Annotated in this window: 16 protein-coding genes; all 16 read right to left on the bottom strand. The window is 63.3% G+C overall.

Features of this window, described 5'->3' with window-relative positions; translation table 11 throughout:
* Positions 1-479: 479 nt before the first annotated feature.
* The 16 genes from LCM4577_RS28140 to LCM4577_RS28065 all read right to left on the bottom strand — a co-directional run bounded on the left by LCM4577_RS28140 (position 480) and on the right by LCM4577_RS28065 (position 18,145).
* Positions 480-1,163 carry an ABC transporter ATP-binding protein gene (locus tag LCM4577_RS28140; protein WP_198541099.1) on the bottom strand — a complete coding sequence of 228 codons (684 nt, stop codon included), beginning with the start codon at positions 1,161-1,163 and terminating at the stop codon, positions 480-482.
* Positions 1,160-2,446, bottom strand: coding sequence for a lipoprotein-releasing ABC transporter permease subunit (locus LCM4577_RS28135; protein ID WP_071074300.1), 1,287 nt, complete (start codon positions 2,444-2,446; stop codon positions 1,160-1,162). The genes LCM4577_RS28140 and LCM4577_RS28135 overlap by 4 nt, the downstream gene beginning before the upstream one ends.
* Complete coding sequence (gene proS / locus LCM4577_RS28130) at positions 2,443-3,771, bottom strand: proline--tRNA ligase (RefSeq protein ID WP_071074299.1); 1,329 nt, start codon at positions 3,769-3,771, stop codon at positions 2,443-2,445. Before proS ends, LCM4577_RS28135 begins: the two co-directional genes overlap by 4 nt.
* Positions 3,772-4,334: 563 nt before the next feature.
* Entirely contained in the window at positions 4,335-4,619 is a 285-nt protein-coding gene (locus tag LCM4577_RS28125) for a DUF1467 family protein (RefSeq protein WP_071074298.1), read from the bottom strand.
* Positions 4,616-5,020 carry a methylmalonyl-CoA epimerase gene (mce, locus tag LCM4577_RS28120; protein ID WP_041011890.1) on the bottom strand — a complete coding sequence of 135 codons (405 nt, stop codon included), beginning with the start codon at positions 5,018-5,020 and terminating at the stop codon, positions 4,616-4,618. Before mce ends, LCM4577_RS28125 begins: the two co-directional genes overlap by 4 nt.
* Positions 5,021-5,175: 155 nt before the next feature.
* Positions 5,176-6,846 carry a ribonuclease J gene (locus LCM4577_RS28115; protein WP_071074297.1) on the bottom strand — a complete coding sequence of 557 codons (1,671 nt, stop codon included), beginning with the start codon at positions 6,844-6,846 and terminating at the stop codon, positions 5,176-5,178.
* 94 nt (positions 6,847-6,940) lie between these two features.
* Complete coding sequence (locus LCM4577_RS28110) at positions 6,941-7,762, bottom strand: biotin--[acetyl-CoA-carboxylase] ligase (protein WP_071074296.1); 822 nt, start codon at positions 7,760-7,762, stop codon at positions 6,941-6,943.
* A 4-nt stretch (positions 7,763-7,766) separates the two neighbouring features.
* Positions 7,767-9,203, bottom strand: coding sequence for an NADH-quinone oxidoreductase subunit NuoN (gene nuoN / locus LCM4577_RS28105; protein ID WP_071074295.1), 1,437 nt, complete (start codon positions 9,201-9,203; stop codon positions 7,767-7,769).
* A gap of 14 nt (positions 9,204-9,217) precedes the next feature.
* On the bottom strand, positions 9,218-10,723 hold the full coding sequence (locus tag LCM4577_RS28100) for an NADH-quinone oxidoreductase subunit M (protein ID WP_041011894.1): 1,506 nt from the start codon (positions 10,721-10,723) through the stop codon (positions 9,218-9,220).
* Positions 10,723-12,696 (bottom strand): NADH-quinone oxidoreductase subunit L, encoded by a 1,974-nt coding sequence (gene nuoL, locus LCM4577_RS28095; RefSeq protein WP_071074294.1) that lies wholly within the window; start codon positions 12,694-12,696, stop codon positions 10,723-10,725. The genes LCM4577_RS28100 and nuoL overlap by 1 nt, the downstream gene beginning before the upstream one ends.
* 11 nt (positions 12,697-12,707) lie before the next feature.
* Complete coding sequence (gene nuoK / locus LCM4577_RS28090; protein ID WP_027168992.1) at positions 12,708-13,016, bottom strand: NADH-quinone oxidoreductase subunit NuoK; 309 nt, start codon at positions 13,014-13,016, stop codon at positions 12,708-12,710.
* 1 nt (position 13,017) lies between these two features.
* The gene (locus tag LCM4577_RS28085) at positions 13,018-13,638 is read right to left on the bottom strand and encodes an NADH-quinone oxidoreductase subunit J (protein WP_071031573.1); all 621 of its coding nucleotides are present in this window, start codon (positions 13,636-13,638) and stop codon (positions 13,018-13,020) included.
* Positions 13,639-13,767: 129 nt separating this feature from the next.
* On the bottom strand, positions 13,768-14,259 hold the full coding sequence (nuoI, locus tag LCM4577_RS28080) for an NADH-quinone oxidoreductase subunit NuoI (protein ID WP_040982026.1): 492 nt from the start codon (positions 14,257-14,259) through the stop codon (positions 13,768-13,770).
* The gene (nuoH, locus tag LCM4577_RS28075) at positions 14,259-15,302 is read right to left on the bottom strand and encodes an NADH-quinone oxidoreductase subunit NuoH (RefSeq protein WP_071074293.1); all 1,044 of its coding nucleotides are present in this window, start codon (positions 15,300-15,302) and stop codon (positions 14,259-14,261) included. Before nuoH ends, nuoI begins: the two co-directional genes overlap by 1 nt.
* Before the next feature lie 2 nt (positions 15,303-15,304).
* Entirely contained in the window at positions 15,305-17,386 is a 2,082-nt protein-coding gene (gene nuoG, locus LCM4577_RS28070) for an NADH-quinone oxidoreductase subunit NuoG (protein WP_071074292.1), read from the bottom strand.
* 75 nt (positions 17,387-17,461) lie between these two features.
* Positions 17,462-18,145, bottom strand: coding sequence for an NADH-ubiquinone dehydrogenase (locus LCM4577_RS28065; RefSeq protein ID WP_041007651.1), 684 nt, complete (start codon positions 18,143-18,145; stop codon positions 17,462-17,464).
* Positions 18,146-18,192 lie beyond the last annotated feature (47 nt).

The following is an 18,192-nucleotide window of genomic DNA, read 5'->3' as shown; positions in this document are numbered from 1 at the left end:
ACATGGCGCCGATCCAGATCGCCATGGAAACGAGAAAGGTGCTCATGCAAACCAGCGAGACGACATCCTGAACCAGATCAGACATAACTCTCTCCGTTGTTGATATGTTCGTAATTTGTTCTAATTTTGTTCGAATGTCAACGATAGCGAAGGGCCCGTCGGAACGAATCTGGGCGGCGCGTTTGGGCAGGGTTAAGGAAAGGTTATCGGGCTTGCTGTGCGAGCACACCGCAGCCGTTTGCGATTGGCCAACGGCCGATGGCTTCGTCATTCTAGGCGGAGCAAGGAGCGAAGCGACGCGCGCAGACCCTAGAATCCATTCCGTGAAATTGATGCTTCGCTACGGTGCGGAACAAGCTTCTAGGAGCCGCCTCTGCCCCTTCTGCGGCATTGCATTCTTCGGCAGAGGTAACGGAATGGATCCTAGGGTCTTCGCTCCGCTTCGCGGAGCTTCGCCCTAGGATGACGACATTGGGGCCTCAGAGAGGCACCACCTTGCCCTCTGCCAATGTCACCCGCCGGTCCATGCGCCCGGCGAGTTCGTGGTTGTGGGTGGCGATCAGCGCCGCAAGGCCCGACTGCCTGACCAGCGCCTCCAGCGCGTCGAAGACGTAGGAAGCGGTGACCGGATCGAGATTGCCGGTCGGCTCGTCGGCCAGGAGCACCAGCGGCGCGTTGGCGACGGCGCGGGCAATGGCGACGCGTTGCTGCTCGCCGCCGGAAAGCTCGGCCGGCCGGTGCTGCGCGCGCTTGCCGATCTGCATATAGTCGAGCAGCTGCGCCGCCCGCTCGGATGCCTCCTTGGGGCCGAGCCCCTTGATCAGTTGCGGCATCATGATGTTCTCGAGCGCCGAGAACTCCGGCAGCAGATGATGGAACTGATAGACGAAGCCGACATCGTTGCGGCGGATCGCGGTGCGTTCCTCGTCCGACAGCCGGCCGCAGGCACGGCCGGCGAGGATCACGTCGCCCGCATCGGGCCGCTCCAGCAGCCCGGCCGTGTGCAAAAGGGTAGATTTGCCGGTGCCCGAAGGCGCCACCAGCGCCACCATCTCGCCGCGCCTGAGCGAAAAGTCGGCACCGTTCAGAATGGTGAGCTTGCGCGGCCCCTGGACATAGTGCCGCTCGACGCCCTTCAACTCGATAATGGCCTCGGCCATCATTCGTACCTCAAGGCTTCGACGGGATCGAGCCGGGCCGCCCGCCAGGCCGGAAACACCGTCGCGAGGAACGACAGGGCCAGCGCCATGATCACGACATAGGTCGTCTCGCGCGGATCCATCTTCGCCGGCAGCTGGCTAAGGAAATAGAGCTCGGGGTTGAACAGGATCCTGCCGGTCATCCAGGAGAAGAACTGGCGGATCGATTCGATGTTGATGYAGATGACGACGCCGAGCAGCACGCCGGCGATGGTGCCGGTGACGCCGATCGCCGCGCCCGTCATCAGGAAGATGCGCAGGATCGCGCCGCGCGAGGCGCCCATCGTTCGCAGGATGGCGATGTCGTGGCCCTTGTCCTTCACCAGCATGATGAGGCCGGAAATGATGTTGAGCGCCGCCACCAGCACGATCAGCGTGAGAATCATGAACATGACGTTGCGCTCGACCTGCAGGGCCGAGAAGAAGGTCTCGTTGCGTTGGCGCCAATCGACGAGGTCGACCGGCCGCTGCGCCGCCTGTTCGACCAGCGGCTTCAGCGCGTCGACATTGTCGGGATTGTCGACATAGATCTCGATCGTCTGCGCGCGCCCGTCCATGTTGAAATAGAGCTGGGCTTCCGAAAACGGCATATAGACGATCGAGCTGTCATATTCCGACATGCCGACCTCGAAGATCGCCGCCACCTTGTAGCCCTTCATGCGCGGCGTGGTGCCGAGCGGCGTCACGTCGCCCTCCGGCGAGATCAGCGTGATGGTGTCGCCGAGCACCAGCCCGAGGCTTTCCGCCATGCGCTTGCCGATCGCCACGCCGTCGCCGGTGTCGAAGCCGTCGAGCGTGCCCTGCTTGATGTTGCTGGCGACGATCGAAATCTTATTGAGGTCCTCGCCGCGGATGCCGCGCACCAGCGCGCCCGTGCCGCCGCCGACATTACCCTGCGCCAGCACCTGGCCGTCGATCAGCGGGATCGCGTATTTGACGCCCGAAACGCCGTTGATGCGGCTCGCCACCTGGGCGTAGTCCTCCAGTGGCGAATCGAGCGGCTGCACGATGAGATGGCCGTTGACACCGAGGATGCGGGTGAGCAACTCGGCGCGGAACCCGTTCATCACCGCCATGACGACGATCAGCGTCGCGACGCCCAGCATGATGCCGAGGAAGGAGATCGAGGCGATGACCGAGATCACCGTCTCCTTACGCCGCGAGCGCAGATAGCGCCACGCCACCATGCGCTCGAAGCCTGAGAAAGCGCCCGCCCCTGATCTGGCCGCTGCCGCCGCCTCGCTCATGCGGCGATACCCAAGCGCTTCTTGGCCTCGGCGATCGGCAGCGTCTCGCGCTCGCCCGACTTGCGGTTCTTGATCTCGACCTCGCCGGCGGCCACGCCGCGCGGGCCGACGATCACCTGCCACGGCAGGCCGATCAGGTCGGCGGTGGCGAATTTGCCGCCCGGACGCTGGTCGGTGTCGTCATAGAGCACGTCCTTGCCGGCCGAAGTAAGCGCCGCGTAGAGCTCGTCGCAGACACGGTCGCATTCGGCGTCGCCGATCTTCATGTTGATCAGGCCGATATCGAAGGGCGCCACCGCTTCCGGCCAGATGATGCCGTTCTCGTCATGGCTCGCCTCGATGATCGCCGCGACAAGGCGCGACGGGCCGATGCCGTAGGAACCGCCGGATGCATAATGGTCCTTGCCGTCGGGGCCGGTCACCTTGGCGTTCATCGGCTTGGAGTATTTCTCGCCGAAATGGAAGATATGGCCGACTTCGATGCCGCGCGCCGAGAGCCGGTCGCCTTCGGCGACTTTCTCCCAGGCCGCCTCGTCATGCATTTCGTCGGTGGCGGCGTAAGGCGTCGTCCATTTCTTCACGATGTCGCCGATCTCTGCATCGTTGGAGAAGTTGGTGTCCGCGCCCGGCACGTCGAGCGCGAGATAGGCGCGGTCGCAGAACACCTGGCTCTCGCCGGTCTCGGCCAGGATGATGAACTCATGGCTGAGGTCGCCGCCGATCGGGCCGGTGTCGGCGCGCATCGGAATGGCCTGCAGACCCATGCGCGTGAACGTCCTGAGATAGGAGACGAACATGCGATTGTAGGCGGCCTTCGCGCCCTCGAAATCGAGGTCGAAGGAATAGGCATCCTTCATCAGGAACTCTCTGCTGCGCATGACGCCGAAGCGCGGGCGCACCTCGTCGCGGAACTTCCATTGGATGTGGTAGAGATTGAGCGGCAGGTCCTTGTAGGACTTGACGTAAGCGCGAAAAATCTCGGTGACCATCTCTTCGTTGGTCGGACCGTAGAGCATGTCGCGGTCCTGGCGATCCTTGATGCGCAGCATCTCCTTGCCGTAGTCGTTGTAACGGCCGCTCTCGCGCCACAGATCCGCCGACTGGATGGTCGGCATCAGGATTTCCAGCGCGCCGGCGCGGTTCTGTTCCTCTCGGATGATCTGGCAGACCTTGTCCAGCACGCGCTTGCCCAGCGGCAGCCATGAAAAGCTGCCCTGCCCTTGCTGGCGGATCATGCCGGCGCGCAGCATCAGCCGGTGCGAGACGATCTCGGCCTCGCGGGGATTTTCTTTGAGAATGGGCAGGAAGTAGCGCGACAAACGCATGGACTGGTCCGTGAATGAAGATGGCGGCGCGGGGAATCGGCGCGCCTCAGGCTGCTTGCCCGGGCTTCATAGCCATTTCATGGCCGAATGGAAACCCGAGTGCCCCAAAGTGTCGGGCCTTCTGCACCTTACCAAAAAGGCGATTTTGGCTGCAAAGTGCCGCAAATGGCTTTTTGATCGATTCACAAGCAAGCGCTGCCGCACTATTGTGCAGTGCAGCACGATATTGCCTGTTTCGAGGCAAAATTCTTCGTGACATTTTCACCTGCCTTGGTCTAGTGTGCGCCGATAACCGAGAGGGCGGAGAAAAATCTGCTCTCCTACGCGGTCAAAGTCTTGGGAGGATGCGATCTAGGCGCGGTAACTCGCTGCCGCCGGACACCGGAAACGGATCGGACGCGTTTAAATTGCAAGGCCTCGTGCCTTGCATTTTTTTTGTGCAATCATCTGCTTAGCACGACCATCTGCCAAACAGCATCAGGCATGATCAGCCGTTGAAATCGGAAGCCGGCTTCCAATTTCAACCTTGGCGCGCGTGTGCTCTTCAATACTTGCGGAAACTGTCAGTGACTGACGTTCGGACTAAAGTCCGGCATGATCCGCATGATGTCGTCGAAGCTGAATCCCAGGCCCATCGTCAGGCCGTAGAGGATGCCCATCACGACCACCGTCACGATCGTCGCGCGGATGAAGGCGCGCAGCATATGCGGGCCGCGCGGCGCGCTGGAAACGGTGCCGAGCGTGACATCCTGGTCGTCGTCCTGCGTGCGCAGGCTGAACGGCAGAACGATGAACAGCATCAGCCACCAGGTGACGAAGAACAGCGCGGCAAACAGAACCCAGTTCATGCCTGCTCCAGTTCGACCAGCGTGCCGAAGAAATCCTTGGGATGCAGGAACAGCACCGGCTTGCCGTGAGCCCCGATCTTCGGGTTGCCGTCGCCCAGCACGCGCGCGCCGCTTGCCTTCAGATGGTCGCGGGCAGCAAGGATATCGTCGACCTCGTAGCAGACATGATGCATGCCGCCCGAAGGGTTCTTCTCGAGGAACGCCGCGATGGGCGATGTCTCGCCCAGCGGCTCCAGCAATTCGATCTTGGTGTTGCCTACATCGACGAACACCACGGTCACGCCATGCTCCGGCAACGCCTGCGGCTCGCTCAATCGCGCGCCCAGCGTATCGCGATAGGCGGCCATCGCCGCGGCCAGGTCCGGCACGGCAAGCGCGACATGGTTGAGGCGTCCAAGCATTGGCGGTTTTCCTTAGGCAGTAGGCAGTAGGCAGTAGGCAGTAGGCAGTAGGCAGTAGGCAGTAGGCAGTAGGCAGTAGAGAAGAAGTAAATTTGGCGAGATGAAAGGCAATCGCCTTCCTATTGCCTATTGCCTATTGCCTAATCCCCACTGCCTCATCTCGTAACGAACACAGTCACCAGCGGCTTCTTGCCCCAGGCTTCGTTGGCCGCGGCGCGCACGGCGCGGCGCACCGCCTCCTGCACCAGGTCGAGGTCTTTTCGGCGCTGACGCGGAATAGAGTCCACCGCGCCGATTGCCGCATCGAGCATCAGGTCCTCCAGCGTCTCGCCGCTGGCATCCGCCTCGGCGACGCCGATCGCCACCAGGTCGGGGTCGCCGGCAAGCTCATATTTGTCGTCGAGAACGACATTGACCGCGACATGGCCGGCGAAGGAAAGCTTGCGGCGATCGCGTATGCCCATCGCCTGGTCGGTGCCGATCAACAGGCCGTCCTTGTAGAGCCGGCCGAACGGCACCTGGTCGATGATCGTCGCCGGGCCGGGCCATAGTCTCAGCATGTCGCCGTCGCGCACCTGCGCCACCTGGCCGATGCCGGACATCGACATCAGCGAGCCCTGCGCCACCAGATGCGCCGCCTCGCCATGCACGGGAACGCCGATCTGCGGCCGTACCCATTCATACATCTTGCGCAACTCGCTGCGGCGCGGATGGCCGGAGACATGCACCAGCGCATCGCCGTCCTCGATGATCTTCATGCCGAGGTCGATCAGCCGGTTCTTGATCTCGAGGATCGCCTTTTCGTTGCCGGGAATGGTGCGCGAGGAAAACACCACCGTATCGCCGGCCGTCAGCGCCACCGACTTCATCTCGTCGCGCGAAAGCTTTGCCAATGCCGCCAGCGGCTCGCCCTGGCTGCCGGTGCAGATGATCACCAGGTTCTCGCGCGGGATATAGCCATAGTCCTCCTCGGCGATGAATTCCGGCAGGCCGTCCATGTAGCCGAGCTCGCCCGCCACATCGATGACGCGCTTCAGCGAGCGGCCGAGCACGAGACATTGCCGGCCGGCATCGCGCGCCGCCCTGGCGATCGAGACGATGCGCCCGACATTGGAGGAGAAGGTGGTGACGGCGACGCGGCCTTTGGCTTGCTCGATGACGCCCTTGAGCCCCTCGCCGACCGCCACTTCCGACGGCGACTCCCCTTCCCGCAACGCATTGGTGGAATCGCAGATCAGCGCCAGCACGCCCTTGTCGCCATAGGCGCGGAAGCGCGCCTCGTCGGTCTTCGGACCGATCGTCGGCGCCGGATCGATCTTCCAGTCGCCGGTGTGGATCACGGTGCCGGCGGGCGTGGTGATCGCCAGCGACATCGGCTCGGGGATCGAATGCGCCACGGGAATGGCCTCGATCTCGAACGGCCCGATGGTGAATTTCTCCCCGGCCCGGTAGATCGACGCCGGGATCTTCGGCGCGTTCTGCTCGCCCTGCCGCTTGGCTTCGAGCAGGCCGGCGGTGAACGGCGTCATCCATACAGGCGCTTTAAGCTTCGGCCAGATGTCGAGCAGCGCGCCGTAATGGTCCTCATGCGCATGGGTGATGACGATGCCGCGCAAGCCGTCGAGGTTCTCCTCGATGAAGCGCGTATCGGGCAGGATCAGGTCGACGCCGGGATGCGCCGAGTCCGGAAAGGTGACGCCGACATCGACGATGACCCACTCCCGCGCGTCGGCAGGCCCATAGCCGTAGAGGGCGAAGTTCATGCCGATCTCGCCGACGCCGCCCAGCGGCGCGAAGACGAGCTCGGCGTTTTCTCTATTCGCCATGAATTCTTTCCTTCCTGGCCGTCAGGCCAAGCCGTTGGGGCAGTTCCGGGAAAAGTGTGTCACGGTTTTCCGTCCGGAATTGCACAAAACAAAACTATACCCGGGCCGAGGCGACCGCGCCGAAATGCACGTCGCCGGCCGCGATCGTCAAAACCGATCCCTCATCGTCGCGGATCACGAAACGGCAGTCCTCGTCAATGGTCTCGAAGACGCCGCGCACCACATTGCCGTCAATTCTGACAGCAACCTCGCCGCCGAGGCCTGCCGCGCGGGCAAGCCAGCGCCTTCTGATGGCATCGAGCCCGCGCCCGTCATCCCACAGCCGGGCATTCTCGCTCCAGGCATCCGAGAGCGCCAGGAACAGCGTTTCGGCATCGCAATCGGCGCCCAATGCCTGCAGCGACGTCGCCGGATAAGGCAAATCCTGCGGATAAGCCACGACATTGACACCGATGCCGATGGCGACCGCGAAACGGCTGCCTTCCAGCATGCTCGATTCCAAAAGGATGCCGGCAAGCTTGGCGCCCGAAGCCAGCACGTCGTTCGGCCATTTCAGCTCGAAACGGTTGCGGCCCTGGCTCGCGCCATCGACGGCGACGGCGATCCGGCCTTTCGGCACGACGGCGTCGAGCGCGTCGGCCAGCGCCAGCCCTGCGACGAAGCCGAGCGTCGCCGCAAGCCGCAGCTCGCCGCCCGGAACCAGGAGCAATGTCGCCGCAAGATTGCCTTCCGGCGTCGCCCAGGCGCGGCCACGTCGACCGCGACCGCTTTCCTGCTTCTTCGAAACGACCCAGAGTTTTCCCGCATCGCCGGCGCGCGCATGGTCCAGCGCCAGCGCGTTAGTGGAGCCGACGCTGTCATGCGTCTCGAGCCGGAACCCCTCCGACGCCGCGGTTGGAGCCAGTCGAAACGCCATCCGGTCAGAAGAAGGTCTTCGCGGCGGCTTCGGCATAATTGCCGATCGGCCCGCCGATCAGCACGTAGAACAGCACGAAGGCACCGCTGACGCCGAGCACCAGGCGCAGTTCGCTCGCCATCGGCACGAAACCGCCGACCGGCTCGTCGAACCACATGATCTTGATGATACGCAGGTAATAGTAGGCGCCCACCACCGAGGCCAGCACGCCGATGATCGCCAGCGCGTAAAGATGCGCGTTGATGGCGGCCAGGAACACGTACCACTTCCCCCAGAAGCCGGCGAGCGGCGGAATGCCGGCCAGCGAGAACATCAGGATGGTGAGGATGGTGGCCATGATCGGGTTGGTCGAAGCAAGGCCGGCCAGATCGCCGATCTGCTCGACATTGCCTTCCTTGCGCCGCATGGCGAGGATGAAGGCGAAGGTGCCGAGCGTCATCACCAGATAGATCAGCATGTAGATGACGACGCCGCGCACGCCGGACTGGCTGTTGGCGGCAAGGCCGACCAGCGCGTAGCCCATATGGCCGATCGAGGAATAGGCCATCAGGCGCTTGATGTTGGTCTGGCCGATGGCCGCGAAGGCGCCGAGCGCCATCGAGGCGATCGAGATGAAGACCACGATCTGCTGCCAGTCCGAGGCGATCGGCTTGAAGGCGCCCATGGTGACGCGCACGATCAGCGCCATCGCCGCCATTTTCGGCGCGGCTGCCAGGAAGGCGGTGATCGGCGTCGGCGCGCCTTCATAGACGTCCGGCGTCCACATGTGGAACGGCACGGCCGAGATCTTGAAGGCGAGGCCGGCAAGCACGAACACCAGGCCAAAGACAAGGCCGAGTTGCCGCTCGCCGCTGCCCAGCGCCGTCGCGATTTCCTGGAAGCCGGTGTTGCCGGTGTAGCCGTAGACGAGGCTGATGCCGTAGAGCAGCATGCCCGAGGACAGYGCGCCGAGGACGAAATATTTCAGGCCAGCTTCGGTCGAGCGCAGATTGTCGCGGTTGATCGCCGCCAGCACATAGATCGCCAGCGACTGCAGCTCGAGCCCGAGATAGAGCCCGATCATGCCGTTGGCCGAGATCATCAGCATCATGCCGAGCGTGCAGAGCAAGATAAGCACCGGGAATTCGAACTTGTCGAAATGTTCCTGCTTGGCAAAGCGCATCGACATGACGAGCGTCACCGCCGAGCCGATCAGCGCCAGCATCTTCATGAAGGCGCTGAAGGAATCCTGCACGAAGGCGCCGCCATAGGCAGCGCCCTGCCCGCCGGAGAAGGCGAGCCACAGGCCGGCCACCACCAGCACGAGGACGGCCAGGCCGGTCACGGTCATGGTGCTGTTGGAGCGCGAATAGGCCCCGATCATCAGGAGCACCAGCGCGCCGACCGCCAGGATCAGTTCCGGCGTCGAAAGCGAAAAGCTGGAGAGAAGGTCCGGCGTCATGGTCTATTCCCCAGTCAGTTCGCCGCCGCGGTCTGCGCGGAATTGATGGAAGCGGTGACGTTGGTGACGAGCGCCTTGACCGATTGGGCGGTCGCGTCGAACACCGGCGCCGGATAGACGCCGAAGAAGATGACCAGCACCACCAATGGATACATGATCGCCTTCTCGCGCGGCGAGAGATCCAACAGGTTCTTCAGGCTGTCCTTGGTCAGCGCGCCGAAGATCACCCGGCGGTAGAGCCACAGCGCGTAAGCCGCCGACAGGATGACGCCGGTGGCGGCGAAGAACGCCACCCAGGTGTTGACCCGGAAGACGCCGAGCATGGTCAGGAATTCGCCGATGAAGCCGCTGGTGCCTGGAAGCCCGACATTGGCCATGGTGAAGATCATGAACACGGTGGCGTATTTTGGCATGTTGTTGACGAGGCCGCCATAGGCATCGATCTCGCGCGTATGCATGCGGTCGTAGATGACGCCGACGCACAGGAACAGCGCGCCCGAGACGAGGCCGTGGCTGAGCATCTGATAGATCGCCCCCTGCACGCCTTCCTGGTTCATCGCGAAGATGCCCATGGTGACGAAGCCCATATGGGCGACCGAGGAATAGGCGATCAGCTTCTTCATGTCCTCCTGCATCAGCGCCACCAGCGAGGTGTAGATGATGGCGACGACGGAGAGCGTGAACACCAGCGGCGCGAACATCGCCGAGGCTTCCGGGAACATCGGCAGCGAGAAGCGCAGGAAGCCGTAGCCGCCCATCTTCAAGAGAATGGCGGCCAGGATGACCGAGCCCGCCGTTGGCGCTTCGACATGCGCGTCGGGCAGCCACGTGTGCACCGGCCACATCGGCATCTTCACCGCGAAGGAGGCGAAGAAGGCGAGCCACAGCCAAGTCTGCATGTTGGCCGGGAAGTGATGCGTCAGAAGCGTCGGGATGTCGGTGGTGCCCGACTGGAAGAACATCGCCATGATGGCGAGCAGCATCAGCACCGAGCCGGCAAGCGTGTAGAGGAAGAACTTGAACGAGGCATAGACGCGCCGCTTGCCGCCCCAGACGCCGATGATGATGAACATCGGAATCAGGCCGGCCTCGAAGAAGACGTAGAACAAGACGATGTCGAGCGCGCAGAACACGCCAATCATCAGCGTCTCGAGGATCAGGAAGGCGATCATATAGGCCTTGACCCGCTTCTCGATCGCTTCCCAGGAGGCGAGGATGGAAAGCGGCATCAGGAAGGTGGTCAGGATGACGAACAGCATCGATATGCCGTCGACGCCCATATGGTAGGAGATGCCTGAATCCAGCCAGGCGTGCTTCTCGACGAACTGGAAGCCGGCCTGCGAATTGTCGAAGCCCGTCCAGATGAACAGCGAAATGACGAAGGTGAACGCCGTCGTGATGAAGGCGATGGCGCGGATGTTGCGGCGCGCGTTTTCGCTGTCGTCGCTGATCGGCAGAATGAGGAGAACACCAACCAGCGGCAGGAAGGTGACCAGCGAGAGGATTGGCCAGTCGGTCATCAGAGCATCATCCAGGTGACGAGAGCGGCCACGCCGATCAGCATGGCGAAGGCGTAGTGGTAGAGATAGCCGGTCTGCAGCTTGACGACACGGTTGGTGACGTCAATGACGCGCGCCGAGACACCGTCGGGGCCGAGGCCGTCGATGATGGCGCCGTCGCCGGTCTTCCACAGGAACCTGCCGAGACGTTTTGCGGGCTGCACGAACAGGAAGTCGTAGAGCTCGTCGAAGTACCACTTGTTGAGCAGGAAGGCATAGAGGCCGCGATGCTGCGCCGCCAGTTCCTTCGGCGTCTCCGGCTTGCGGATGTAGAACTGCCAGGCGACGAGCAGACCGATCACCATGGCAACGAACGGCGCCAGTTCCACCCAGAGCGGCAGCTCGTGGATCTCGTGCAGGATGTGGTTGTCCGGCAGCGTGAACAGCGACGCCTTCCAGAATTCGGCATAGCCCTCGCCGATGAAGGCGCCGTGGAAGATGACGCCGGCAAACAGCGCGCCTGCGGCAAGCACGTAAAGCGGCACCAGCATCACCGGCGGCGATTCGTGGACATGATGCATGACCTCGTGGCTGGCGCGCGGCTCGCCGTGGAAGGTCATGAAGATCAGCCGCCACGAATAGAAGCTGGTGAAGCAGGCGGCGACCACCAGCAGGATAAAGGCAAAGCCCGCGACCGCATTATGGCCGGCGAAGGAGGTCTCGATAATGGCGTCCTTGGAGAAGAAGCCGGCGGTGCCGATCACCGTTGCCGGGATGCCGACGCCGGTGAGCGCCAGCGTGCCGATGATCATCATCCAGTAGGTGGTCGGGATCAGCTTGCGGAGCCCGCCCATCTTGCGCATGTCCTGCTCGTCGGACACCGCATGAATGACCGAGCCGGAGCCGAGGAACAGCAGCGCCTTGAAGAAGGCGTGGGTGAACAGGTGGAAGATCGCCGCGCCATAGGCGCCGACGCCGAGCGCCACGAACATGTAGCCGAGCTGCGAGCAGGTCGAATAAGCGATGACGCGCTTGATGTCGTTCTGGACGAGGCCGACGGTCGCCGCGAAGAAGGCGGTGAAGGCGCCGATGAAGGTGACGACGGTCAGCGCGGTGTGTGACAGCTCGAACAGCGGCGAGAGCCTCGCCAGCATGAACACGCCGGCGGTCACCATGGTCGCCGCGTGGATGAGCGCGGAGACCGGCGTCGGGCCTTCCATGGCGTCCGGCAGCCATGTGTGCAGCGGCACCTGCGCCGACTTGCCCATGGCGCCCATGAAGAGCAGCAGGCATACCACGGTCAGCGCCGTCTGCTTGTCGAGCGCATGGCCGAGGAAGGTGAGCACGGCGGCACCCGCCGGCGCTCCTTCGGCCGGCAGGAACGAGGCCGCATTGGCGAAGACGGTGCTCAGATTGACCGAGCCGAACAGCACGAACACGCCGAAGATGCCGAGCGCGAAACCGAAGTCGCCGACGCGGTTGACGACGAAAGCCTTGATGGCGGCGGCATTGGCCGACGGCTTCTTGTACCAGAAGCCGATCAGCAGATAGGAGGCCAGACCGACGCCTTCCCAGCCGAAGAACATCTGGATGAGGTTGTCGGCCGTCACCAGCATCAGCATCGCGAAGGTGAACAGCGACAGATAGGCGAAGAAGCGCGGCCGGTTCGGATCGTGGTGCATGTAGCCGATCGAATAGATGTGGACCAGCGCCGACACGGTGTTGACGACGATCAGCATCACCACCGTCAGCGTGTCGATCCGCAACGCCCAGGACGTGTCGATGCCGCCCGACTGGATCCAGCGCAGCACCGGCACGGTGAACACCTCGCCATGCCCGAAACCGACGGTGAAGAAGGCGATCCACGACAGCACCGCCGCGATCACCAGGAAGCCGGAGGTGATGTATTCGGAAGCCTTGGCGCCGAGCGAATTGCCGAACAGGCCGACAATCAGGAAGCCAAGCAGCGGAAGGAAGACGATAGCCTGATACATGATGGTTCCCGTCAACCCTTCATCGCGCTCACGTCTTCGACCGCGATCGAGCCGCGGTTGCGGAAGAAGACGACAAGAATGGCAAGACCGATCGCGGCCTCAGCGGCCGCTACCGTCAGCACGAACAGGGCGAACACCTGTCCGACGAGGTCATGCAGCGCCGCCGAGAACGCGACGAAATTGATGTTGACCGCCAGCAGGATGAGCTCGATCGACATCAGGATGACGATGATGTTGCGACGGTTCAGGAAGATGCCGAACACGCCGAGCGTGAACAGGATCGCCGATACGGTCAGGTAATGTGCAATGCCGACGACCATCTCAGATGCCCTCGCCCGATTTGACCTTGCGGATTTCCATGCCCGTAGCCGGCGTGCGGCCGACCTGTGCGGCGATCGACTGCCGCTTGACGCCTTCCTTGTGGCGCAGCGTCAGCACGATGGCGCCGATCATGGCGACCAGCAGCACCAGGCCGGAAATCTGGAAATAATAGAGGTAGTCCGTATAGAGGATGTCGCCGAGCGCGGCCGTGTTGGAGCGCGTGGCAAGATCCGGCGTTGTCTTGGCGACCGTCGAGGCAAGCTGCGGCGCGAATGTGTAGCCGCCGAGCACGATGATCAGCTCCGCCGCCAGGATCAACCCGACCAGCGCGCCGATCGGCGCGTATTGCAGGGCGCCCTGCTTCATCTCGGCGAAGTCGACGTCGAGCATCATGACGACGAACAGGAACAGCACCATCACCGCGCCGACATAGACGACGAGCAGGATCATCGCCAAGAACTCGGCGCCGGTCAGCATGAACAGGCCGGCCGCGTTGAAGAAGGTGAGGATCAGGAAGAGCACAGAATGCACGGGGTTGCGCGACGAAATGACCATGAAGGCCGACGCCACGGCGATAAAGGCGAAGAGGTAGAAAAAGGCCGCCTCTAGTCCACTCAGCATGGGTTCCCCCGGGTTCCAAATTCCGACTCCGACCCGCCTCCGGTTCGAAACCGCGTGTTCCTTAGACGGACGACGTTGCGCCGTCCACTTTCTTGTTCCTTCCCCCGTTTACGGGGAGAAGCACGCTAATCACCTATAGGGAGCATCCAGCGCGATGTTACGCGCCAGCTCACGCTCCCAGCGATCGCCGTTCGCGAGCAGCTTTTCCTTGTTGTAGTAAAGCTCCTCGCGCGTCTCGGTCGCGAACTCGAAGTTCGGTCCCTCGACGATGGCGTCGACCGGGCAGGCTTCCTGGCAGAAGCCGCAATAGATGCACTTCACCATGTCGATGTCGTAGCGCACGGTGCGGCGCGTGCCGTCATTGCGGCGCGGACCGGCCTCGATGGTGATGGCCTGCGCCGGGCAGATCGCTTCGCACAGCTTGCAGGCGATGCAGCGTTCCTCGCCGTTCGGATAACGGCGCAGCGCATGCTCGCCGCGGAAGCGCGGGCTGGTCGGCCCCTTCTCGTGCGGGTAGTTGATCGTTTCCTTCGGCGCGAAGAATTGGCGCATCGAGAGGAAGAAGGCGCTGACGAAATCCTTCAGCAGCAGCGACTTTGCGGCCTGGGCCAGAGCGGACATCACGCAAACCCCGTGATCTTGAGGAAGGCCGCGGTGGCGACGACCATGAACAGCGAGATCGGCAGGAAGACCTTCCAGCCCAGCCRCATCAGCTGGTCGTAGCGGTAGCGCGGCACAAAAGCCTTCACCATCGAGAACATGAAGAACATCAGGCAGATCTTCAGCACGAACCAGATCACCCCTGGTACCCAGGTGAAGGGCGCGAAATCGAACGGTGGCAGCCAGCCGCCGAGGAACAGGATGGTCGCCAGCGCGCACATCAGGACGACGGCGACATACTCGCCGAGGAAGAAGAGCAGGAACGGCGTCGACGAATACTCGACCATGTGGCCGGCGACGAGTTCCGATTCCGCCTCCACGAGGTCGAAGGGCGGGCGGTTCGTCTCGGCAAGCGCGGAGATGAAGAACACCACGAACATCGGCAGCAGCGACAGCCAGTGCCAGTCGAGGAAGGTGTTCGGCAGGCCAAGCTTGGTGCCGAGCCCGTCCTGCTGCGACATGACGATGTCGGAGAGGTTGAGCGAACCGACGCAGAGCAGCACGGTGACGATGACGAAGCCGATCGAGACTTCGTAGGACACCATCTGCGCGGCCGAGCGCAGCGCGCCGAGGAACGGATATTTCGAGTTGGACGCCCAGCCGCCCATGATCACGCCATAGACCTCGAGCGAGGAGATGGCGAAGACATAGAGGATGCCGACATTGATGTTGGCGATCGCCCAGCCCTCATTGACCGGAATGACCGCCCAGGCCGAGATCGCCAGCACCGCCGACACCAGCGGCGCCAGAAGGAACACCCCCTTGTTGGCGCCCGACGGGATCACCGGCTCCTTGAAGACGAATTTCAGAAGGTCGGCAAAAGCCTGCAACGTGCCCCAAGGACCGACGACGTTCGGGCCGCGGCGCAGCTGCACCGCCGCCCAGATCTTGCGGTCGGCATAGAGCAGATAGGCGACGCCGATCAAAAGCACGACGATCAGCACGACCGACTTCAGAAGGATCAGCAGCGCCGGCAGCACGTAGAAGGAGAAGAAGGTGTCCATGCTTATTCCGCCGCCTGCTTGAAGCCGCTCTTGGCCAGCGCCGAGCATTCGGCCATCACGGCCGACGCCCGCGCGATCGGGTTGGTCAGATAGAAGTCCTTCACCGGTGAGGTGAAGGTGCCCTTGTTCAGCCGGCCGCCAAGCTTTGCCGCCCTAGCGACATCGTCGGCGCTGCCCGCYTGCACCTGGTCGATGCGGGCGAGATGCGGGAACTCGCCATAGAGCTTGGCGCGCAGCTGCGCCAGCGAATCGAAGGGCAGCTTCTTGCCGAGCACGTCCGACAGCGCCCGCAGGATCGCCCAGTCCTCGCGTGCTTCGCCCGGAGCGAATCCGGCGCGGTTGGTCTGCTGCACGCGGCCTTCCGTGTTGACATAGGTGCCGGACTTTTCCGTGTAGGCGGCGGCCGGCAGGATGACGTTGGCGCGGTGCGCGCCGGCATCGCCATGCGTGCCGATATAGACGACGAAGGCGCCGCCGGTCCTGGCCATGTCGATTTCGTCGGCGCCGAGCAGGAAGAGCAGATCGGTCTCGCCCAGCATGCCGGCGACATCCTTGCCCCCCTCGCCCGGCACGAAACCGACATCAAGGCCACCGACTCTTGCCGCAGCGTTGTGCAGCACCGCAAAGCCGTTCCATTCGGCCGTGACCGCGTTGACGGCGGTGGCTAGCTTCGCCGCCTGGCCGAGCACTGCCGCGCCGTCCGGGCGCGCCAGAGCGCCCTGGCCGACGATGATCAGCGGATGCGTGGCCTTGCTCAGCACCTCGAAGAACTTGCCGTTGCCGTCGGCGAGATCCTTGAGCGATTCCGGGCCGGCGCCGATCAGCTCGTAATCGTAACGCGTATCGCCGATCTCGCCGATCACGCCGACCGGCAGGTTGCCGACGCGCCAGCGCTTGCGGATGCGGGCATTGAGCACCGAAGCCTCGAAGCGCGGATTGGCGCCGATGATCAGCACCGCGTCGGCCTGCTCGATACCTTCGATGGTCGGGTTGAAGATGTAGCTGGCGCGGCCGAGCGAGGGATCGAGCGCTGCACCGTCCTGGCGGCAGTCGATGTTCTTCGAGCCGAGCGCGTTCATCAGAAGCTTCAGCGCATAGATCTCTTCGACGGCCGCGAGGTCGCCGGCGATCGCGCCGATCCGCTCGGGCGCGGTCTTCGACACCTGTTCCTTGATTGCGGCGAAGGCTTCGGCCCAGCTTGCCGGAACGAGCTTGCCGTCCTTGCGCACATAGGGGCGGTCGAGGCGCTGCGTGCGCAGGCCGTCCCAGATGAAGCGGGTCTTGTCGGAAATCCACTCCTCGTTCACCGCCTCGTTGACGCGCGGCAGGATGCGCATCACTTCGCGGCCCCTGGAGTCGACGCGGATCGCCGAGCCGACGGCGTCCATGACATCGATCGATTCCGTCTTGGTCAGTTCCCACGGCCGCGCCTGGAAGGCGAACGGCTTGGAGGTCAGCGCGCCGACCGGGCACAGATCGATGACGTTGCCCTGCAGCTCCGACGTCATCGCCTGTTCGAGATAGGTGGTGATCTCGGCATCCTCGCCGCGGCCGATCAGGCCGAGCTCGGAAATGCCGGCGACCTCGGTGGTGAAGCGGACGCAGCGCGTGCAATGGATGCAACGGTTCATCACCGTCTTGACCAGCGGGCCGATATACTTGTCTTCGACCGCGCGCTTGTTCTCGTGATAGCGCGAGGAATCGACGCCGAAGGCCATCGCTTGGTCCTGCAGGTCGCATTCGCCGCCCTGGTCGCAGATCGGGCAGTCCAGCGGATGGTTGATCAGCAGGAATTCCATCACGCCTTCGCGGGCCTTCTTGACCATCGGCGTGTTGGTGAAGATTTCCGGCGGCTCGCCATTCGGGCCCGGGCGCAGGTCGCGCACGCCCATGGCGCAGGACGCCTGCGGCTTGGGCGGGCCGCCCTTCACCTCGATCAGGCACATGCGGCAATTGCCGGCGATCGACAGCCGCTCATGGAAGCAGAAGCGCGGCACTTCAGCGCCGGCGTCCTCGGCCGCCTGCAGCAGCGTGTAATGGTCGGGTACCGTGATCTCTTTCCCGTCGACCTTTAGCTTTGCCATTCGCCTCAAACCCCTTGCGGATTTCCGCAATCTCTATCTTCCGGGCGCGGCTTGCGCCGCGCCTGGCATCTCAATTCACTTCTTCGCGGCGAGCGCCGCCGCTTGAGCAGTCCAGTCGTCGCGGCCGATGCGGCCGGCGAGCGACAGATAATCTTCCACCCAGGCGATCTCTTCCGACGTCCAGGCGGCGATCTGGCCATAGGTCCAGATGCCGAGACCGTTGAGCACCTTCTCCAGCTTCGGCCCGATACCTGAAATCGCCTTCAGGTCCGACGGTTTCGCTGGCTTGTCGAGCGCCTTCGGCTGCCTGAAATCCTCAGGCATCAGCCCGGTTGCAGCCGGTTGGGCGACGAGACCGGACCCGGTCGCGTCGAGCGCCTTCTCGGTCGCGTTCGCCGCGATGTCGGTCACGTCCCTGGCGAAGGTCTGCGCCCTGGCGATCAGCGTCTCTGTCGCCTTGCGCGCCTTGGTGGCGTTGGCGGCCGCTTCGCTCTGCGCCTCGAGATCGTCGAGGAAAGGCTGGAACATGCGCTGCGAGGCTTCCAGCGCGCCGGTGAAGGCGCCCATCCACATGCCGACGGCATGATTGGCAAGACCGATGCTGAGCGCCGACATCGCAGCGGCGCCCGCGACCGGATGCGCCAGAAGGTTGACGGCGCTGGCCATCTCCTTCGGCATCATCTTGGTCAGGTCCTGGTTCATCTTCTCGAGTTGTTCCAAATCAGGCATGAACGGATAGGGTATCGAATACGGCGCCATAGAGATCTCCTGGTCGTTTCTTCGTATGCCCCGCCCCTGCTGTCAGT

The sequence above is a fragment of the Mesorhizobium sp. LCM 4577 genome (genome assembly GCF_001854795.2).
Lineage (GTDB): Bacteria > Pseudomonadota > Alphaproteobacteria > Rhizobiales > Rhizobiaceae > Mesorhizobium > Mesorhizobium plurifarium.
This window is presented reverse-complemented; position numbering and strand designations above follow the sequence as displayed.

What these genes read in the sequence shown, in the direction of transcription:
- nuoI (WP_040982026.1), bottom strand. Translation starts at nt 14,259, where the DNA reads ATGTCCGCTCTGGCCCAGGCCGCAAAGTCGCTGCTGCTGAAGGATTTC.
- LCM4577_RS28115 (WP_071074297.1), bottom strand. Translation starts at nt 6,846, where the DNA reads ATGGCGAATAGAGAAAACGCCGAGCTCGTCTTCGCGCCGCTGGGCGGC.
- LCM4577_RS28100 (WP_041011894.1), bottom strand. Translation starts at nt 10,723, where the DNA reads ATGACCGACTGGCCAATCCTCTCGCTGGTCACCTTCCTGCCGCTGGTT.
- nuoK (WP_027168992.1), bottom strand. Translation starts at nt 13,016, where the DNA reads ATGGTCGTCGGCATTGCACATTACCTGACCGTATCGGCGATCCTGTTC.
- LCM4577_RS28065 (WP_041007651.1), bottom strand. Translation starts at nt 18,145, where the DNA reads ATGGCGCCGTATTCGATACCCTATCCGTTCATGCCTGATTTGGAACAA.
- nuoL (WP_071074294.1), bottom strand. Translation starts at nt 12,696, where the DNA reads ATGTATCAGGCTATCGTCTTCCTTCCGCTGCTTGGCTTCCTGATTGTC.
- proS (WP_071074299.1), bottom strand. Translation starts at nt 3,771, where the DNA reads ATGCGTTTGTCGCGCTACTTCCTGCCCATTCTCAAAGAAAATCCCCGC.
- mce (WP_041011890.1), bottom strand. Translation starts at nt 5,020, where the DNA reads ATGCTTGGACGCCTCAACCATGTCGCGCTTGCCGTGCCGGACCTGGCC.
- LCM4577_RS28125 (WP_071074298.1), bottom strand. Translation starts at nt 4,619, where the DNA reads ATGAACTGGGTTCTGTTTGCCGCGCTGTTCTTCGTCACCTGGTGGCTG.
- LCM4577_RS28085 (WP_071031573.1), bottom strand. Translation starts at nt 13,638, where the DNA reads ATGCTGAGTGGACTAGAGGCGGCCTTTTTCTACCTCTTCGCCTTTATC.
- LCM4577_RS28140 (WP_198541099.1), bottom strand. Translation starts at nt 1,163, where the DNA reads ATGATGGCCGAGGCCATTATCGAGTTGAAGGGCGTCGAGCGGCACTAT.
- LCM4577_RS28110 (WP_071074296.1), bottom strand. Translation starts at nt 7,762, where the DNA reads ATGGCGTTTCGACTGGCTCCAACCGCGGCGTCGGAGGGGTTCCGGCTC.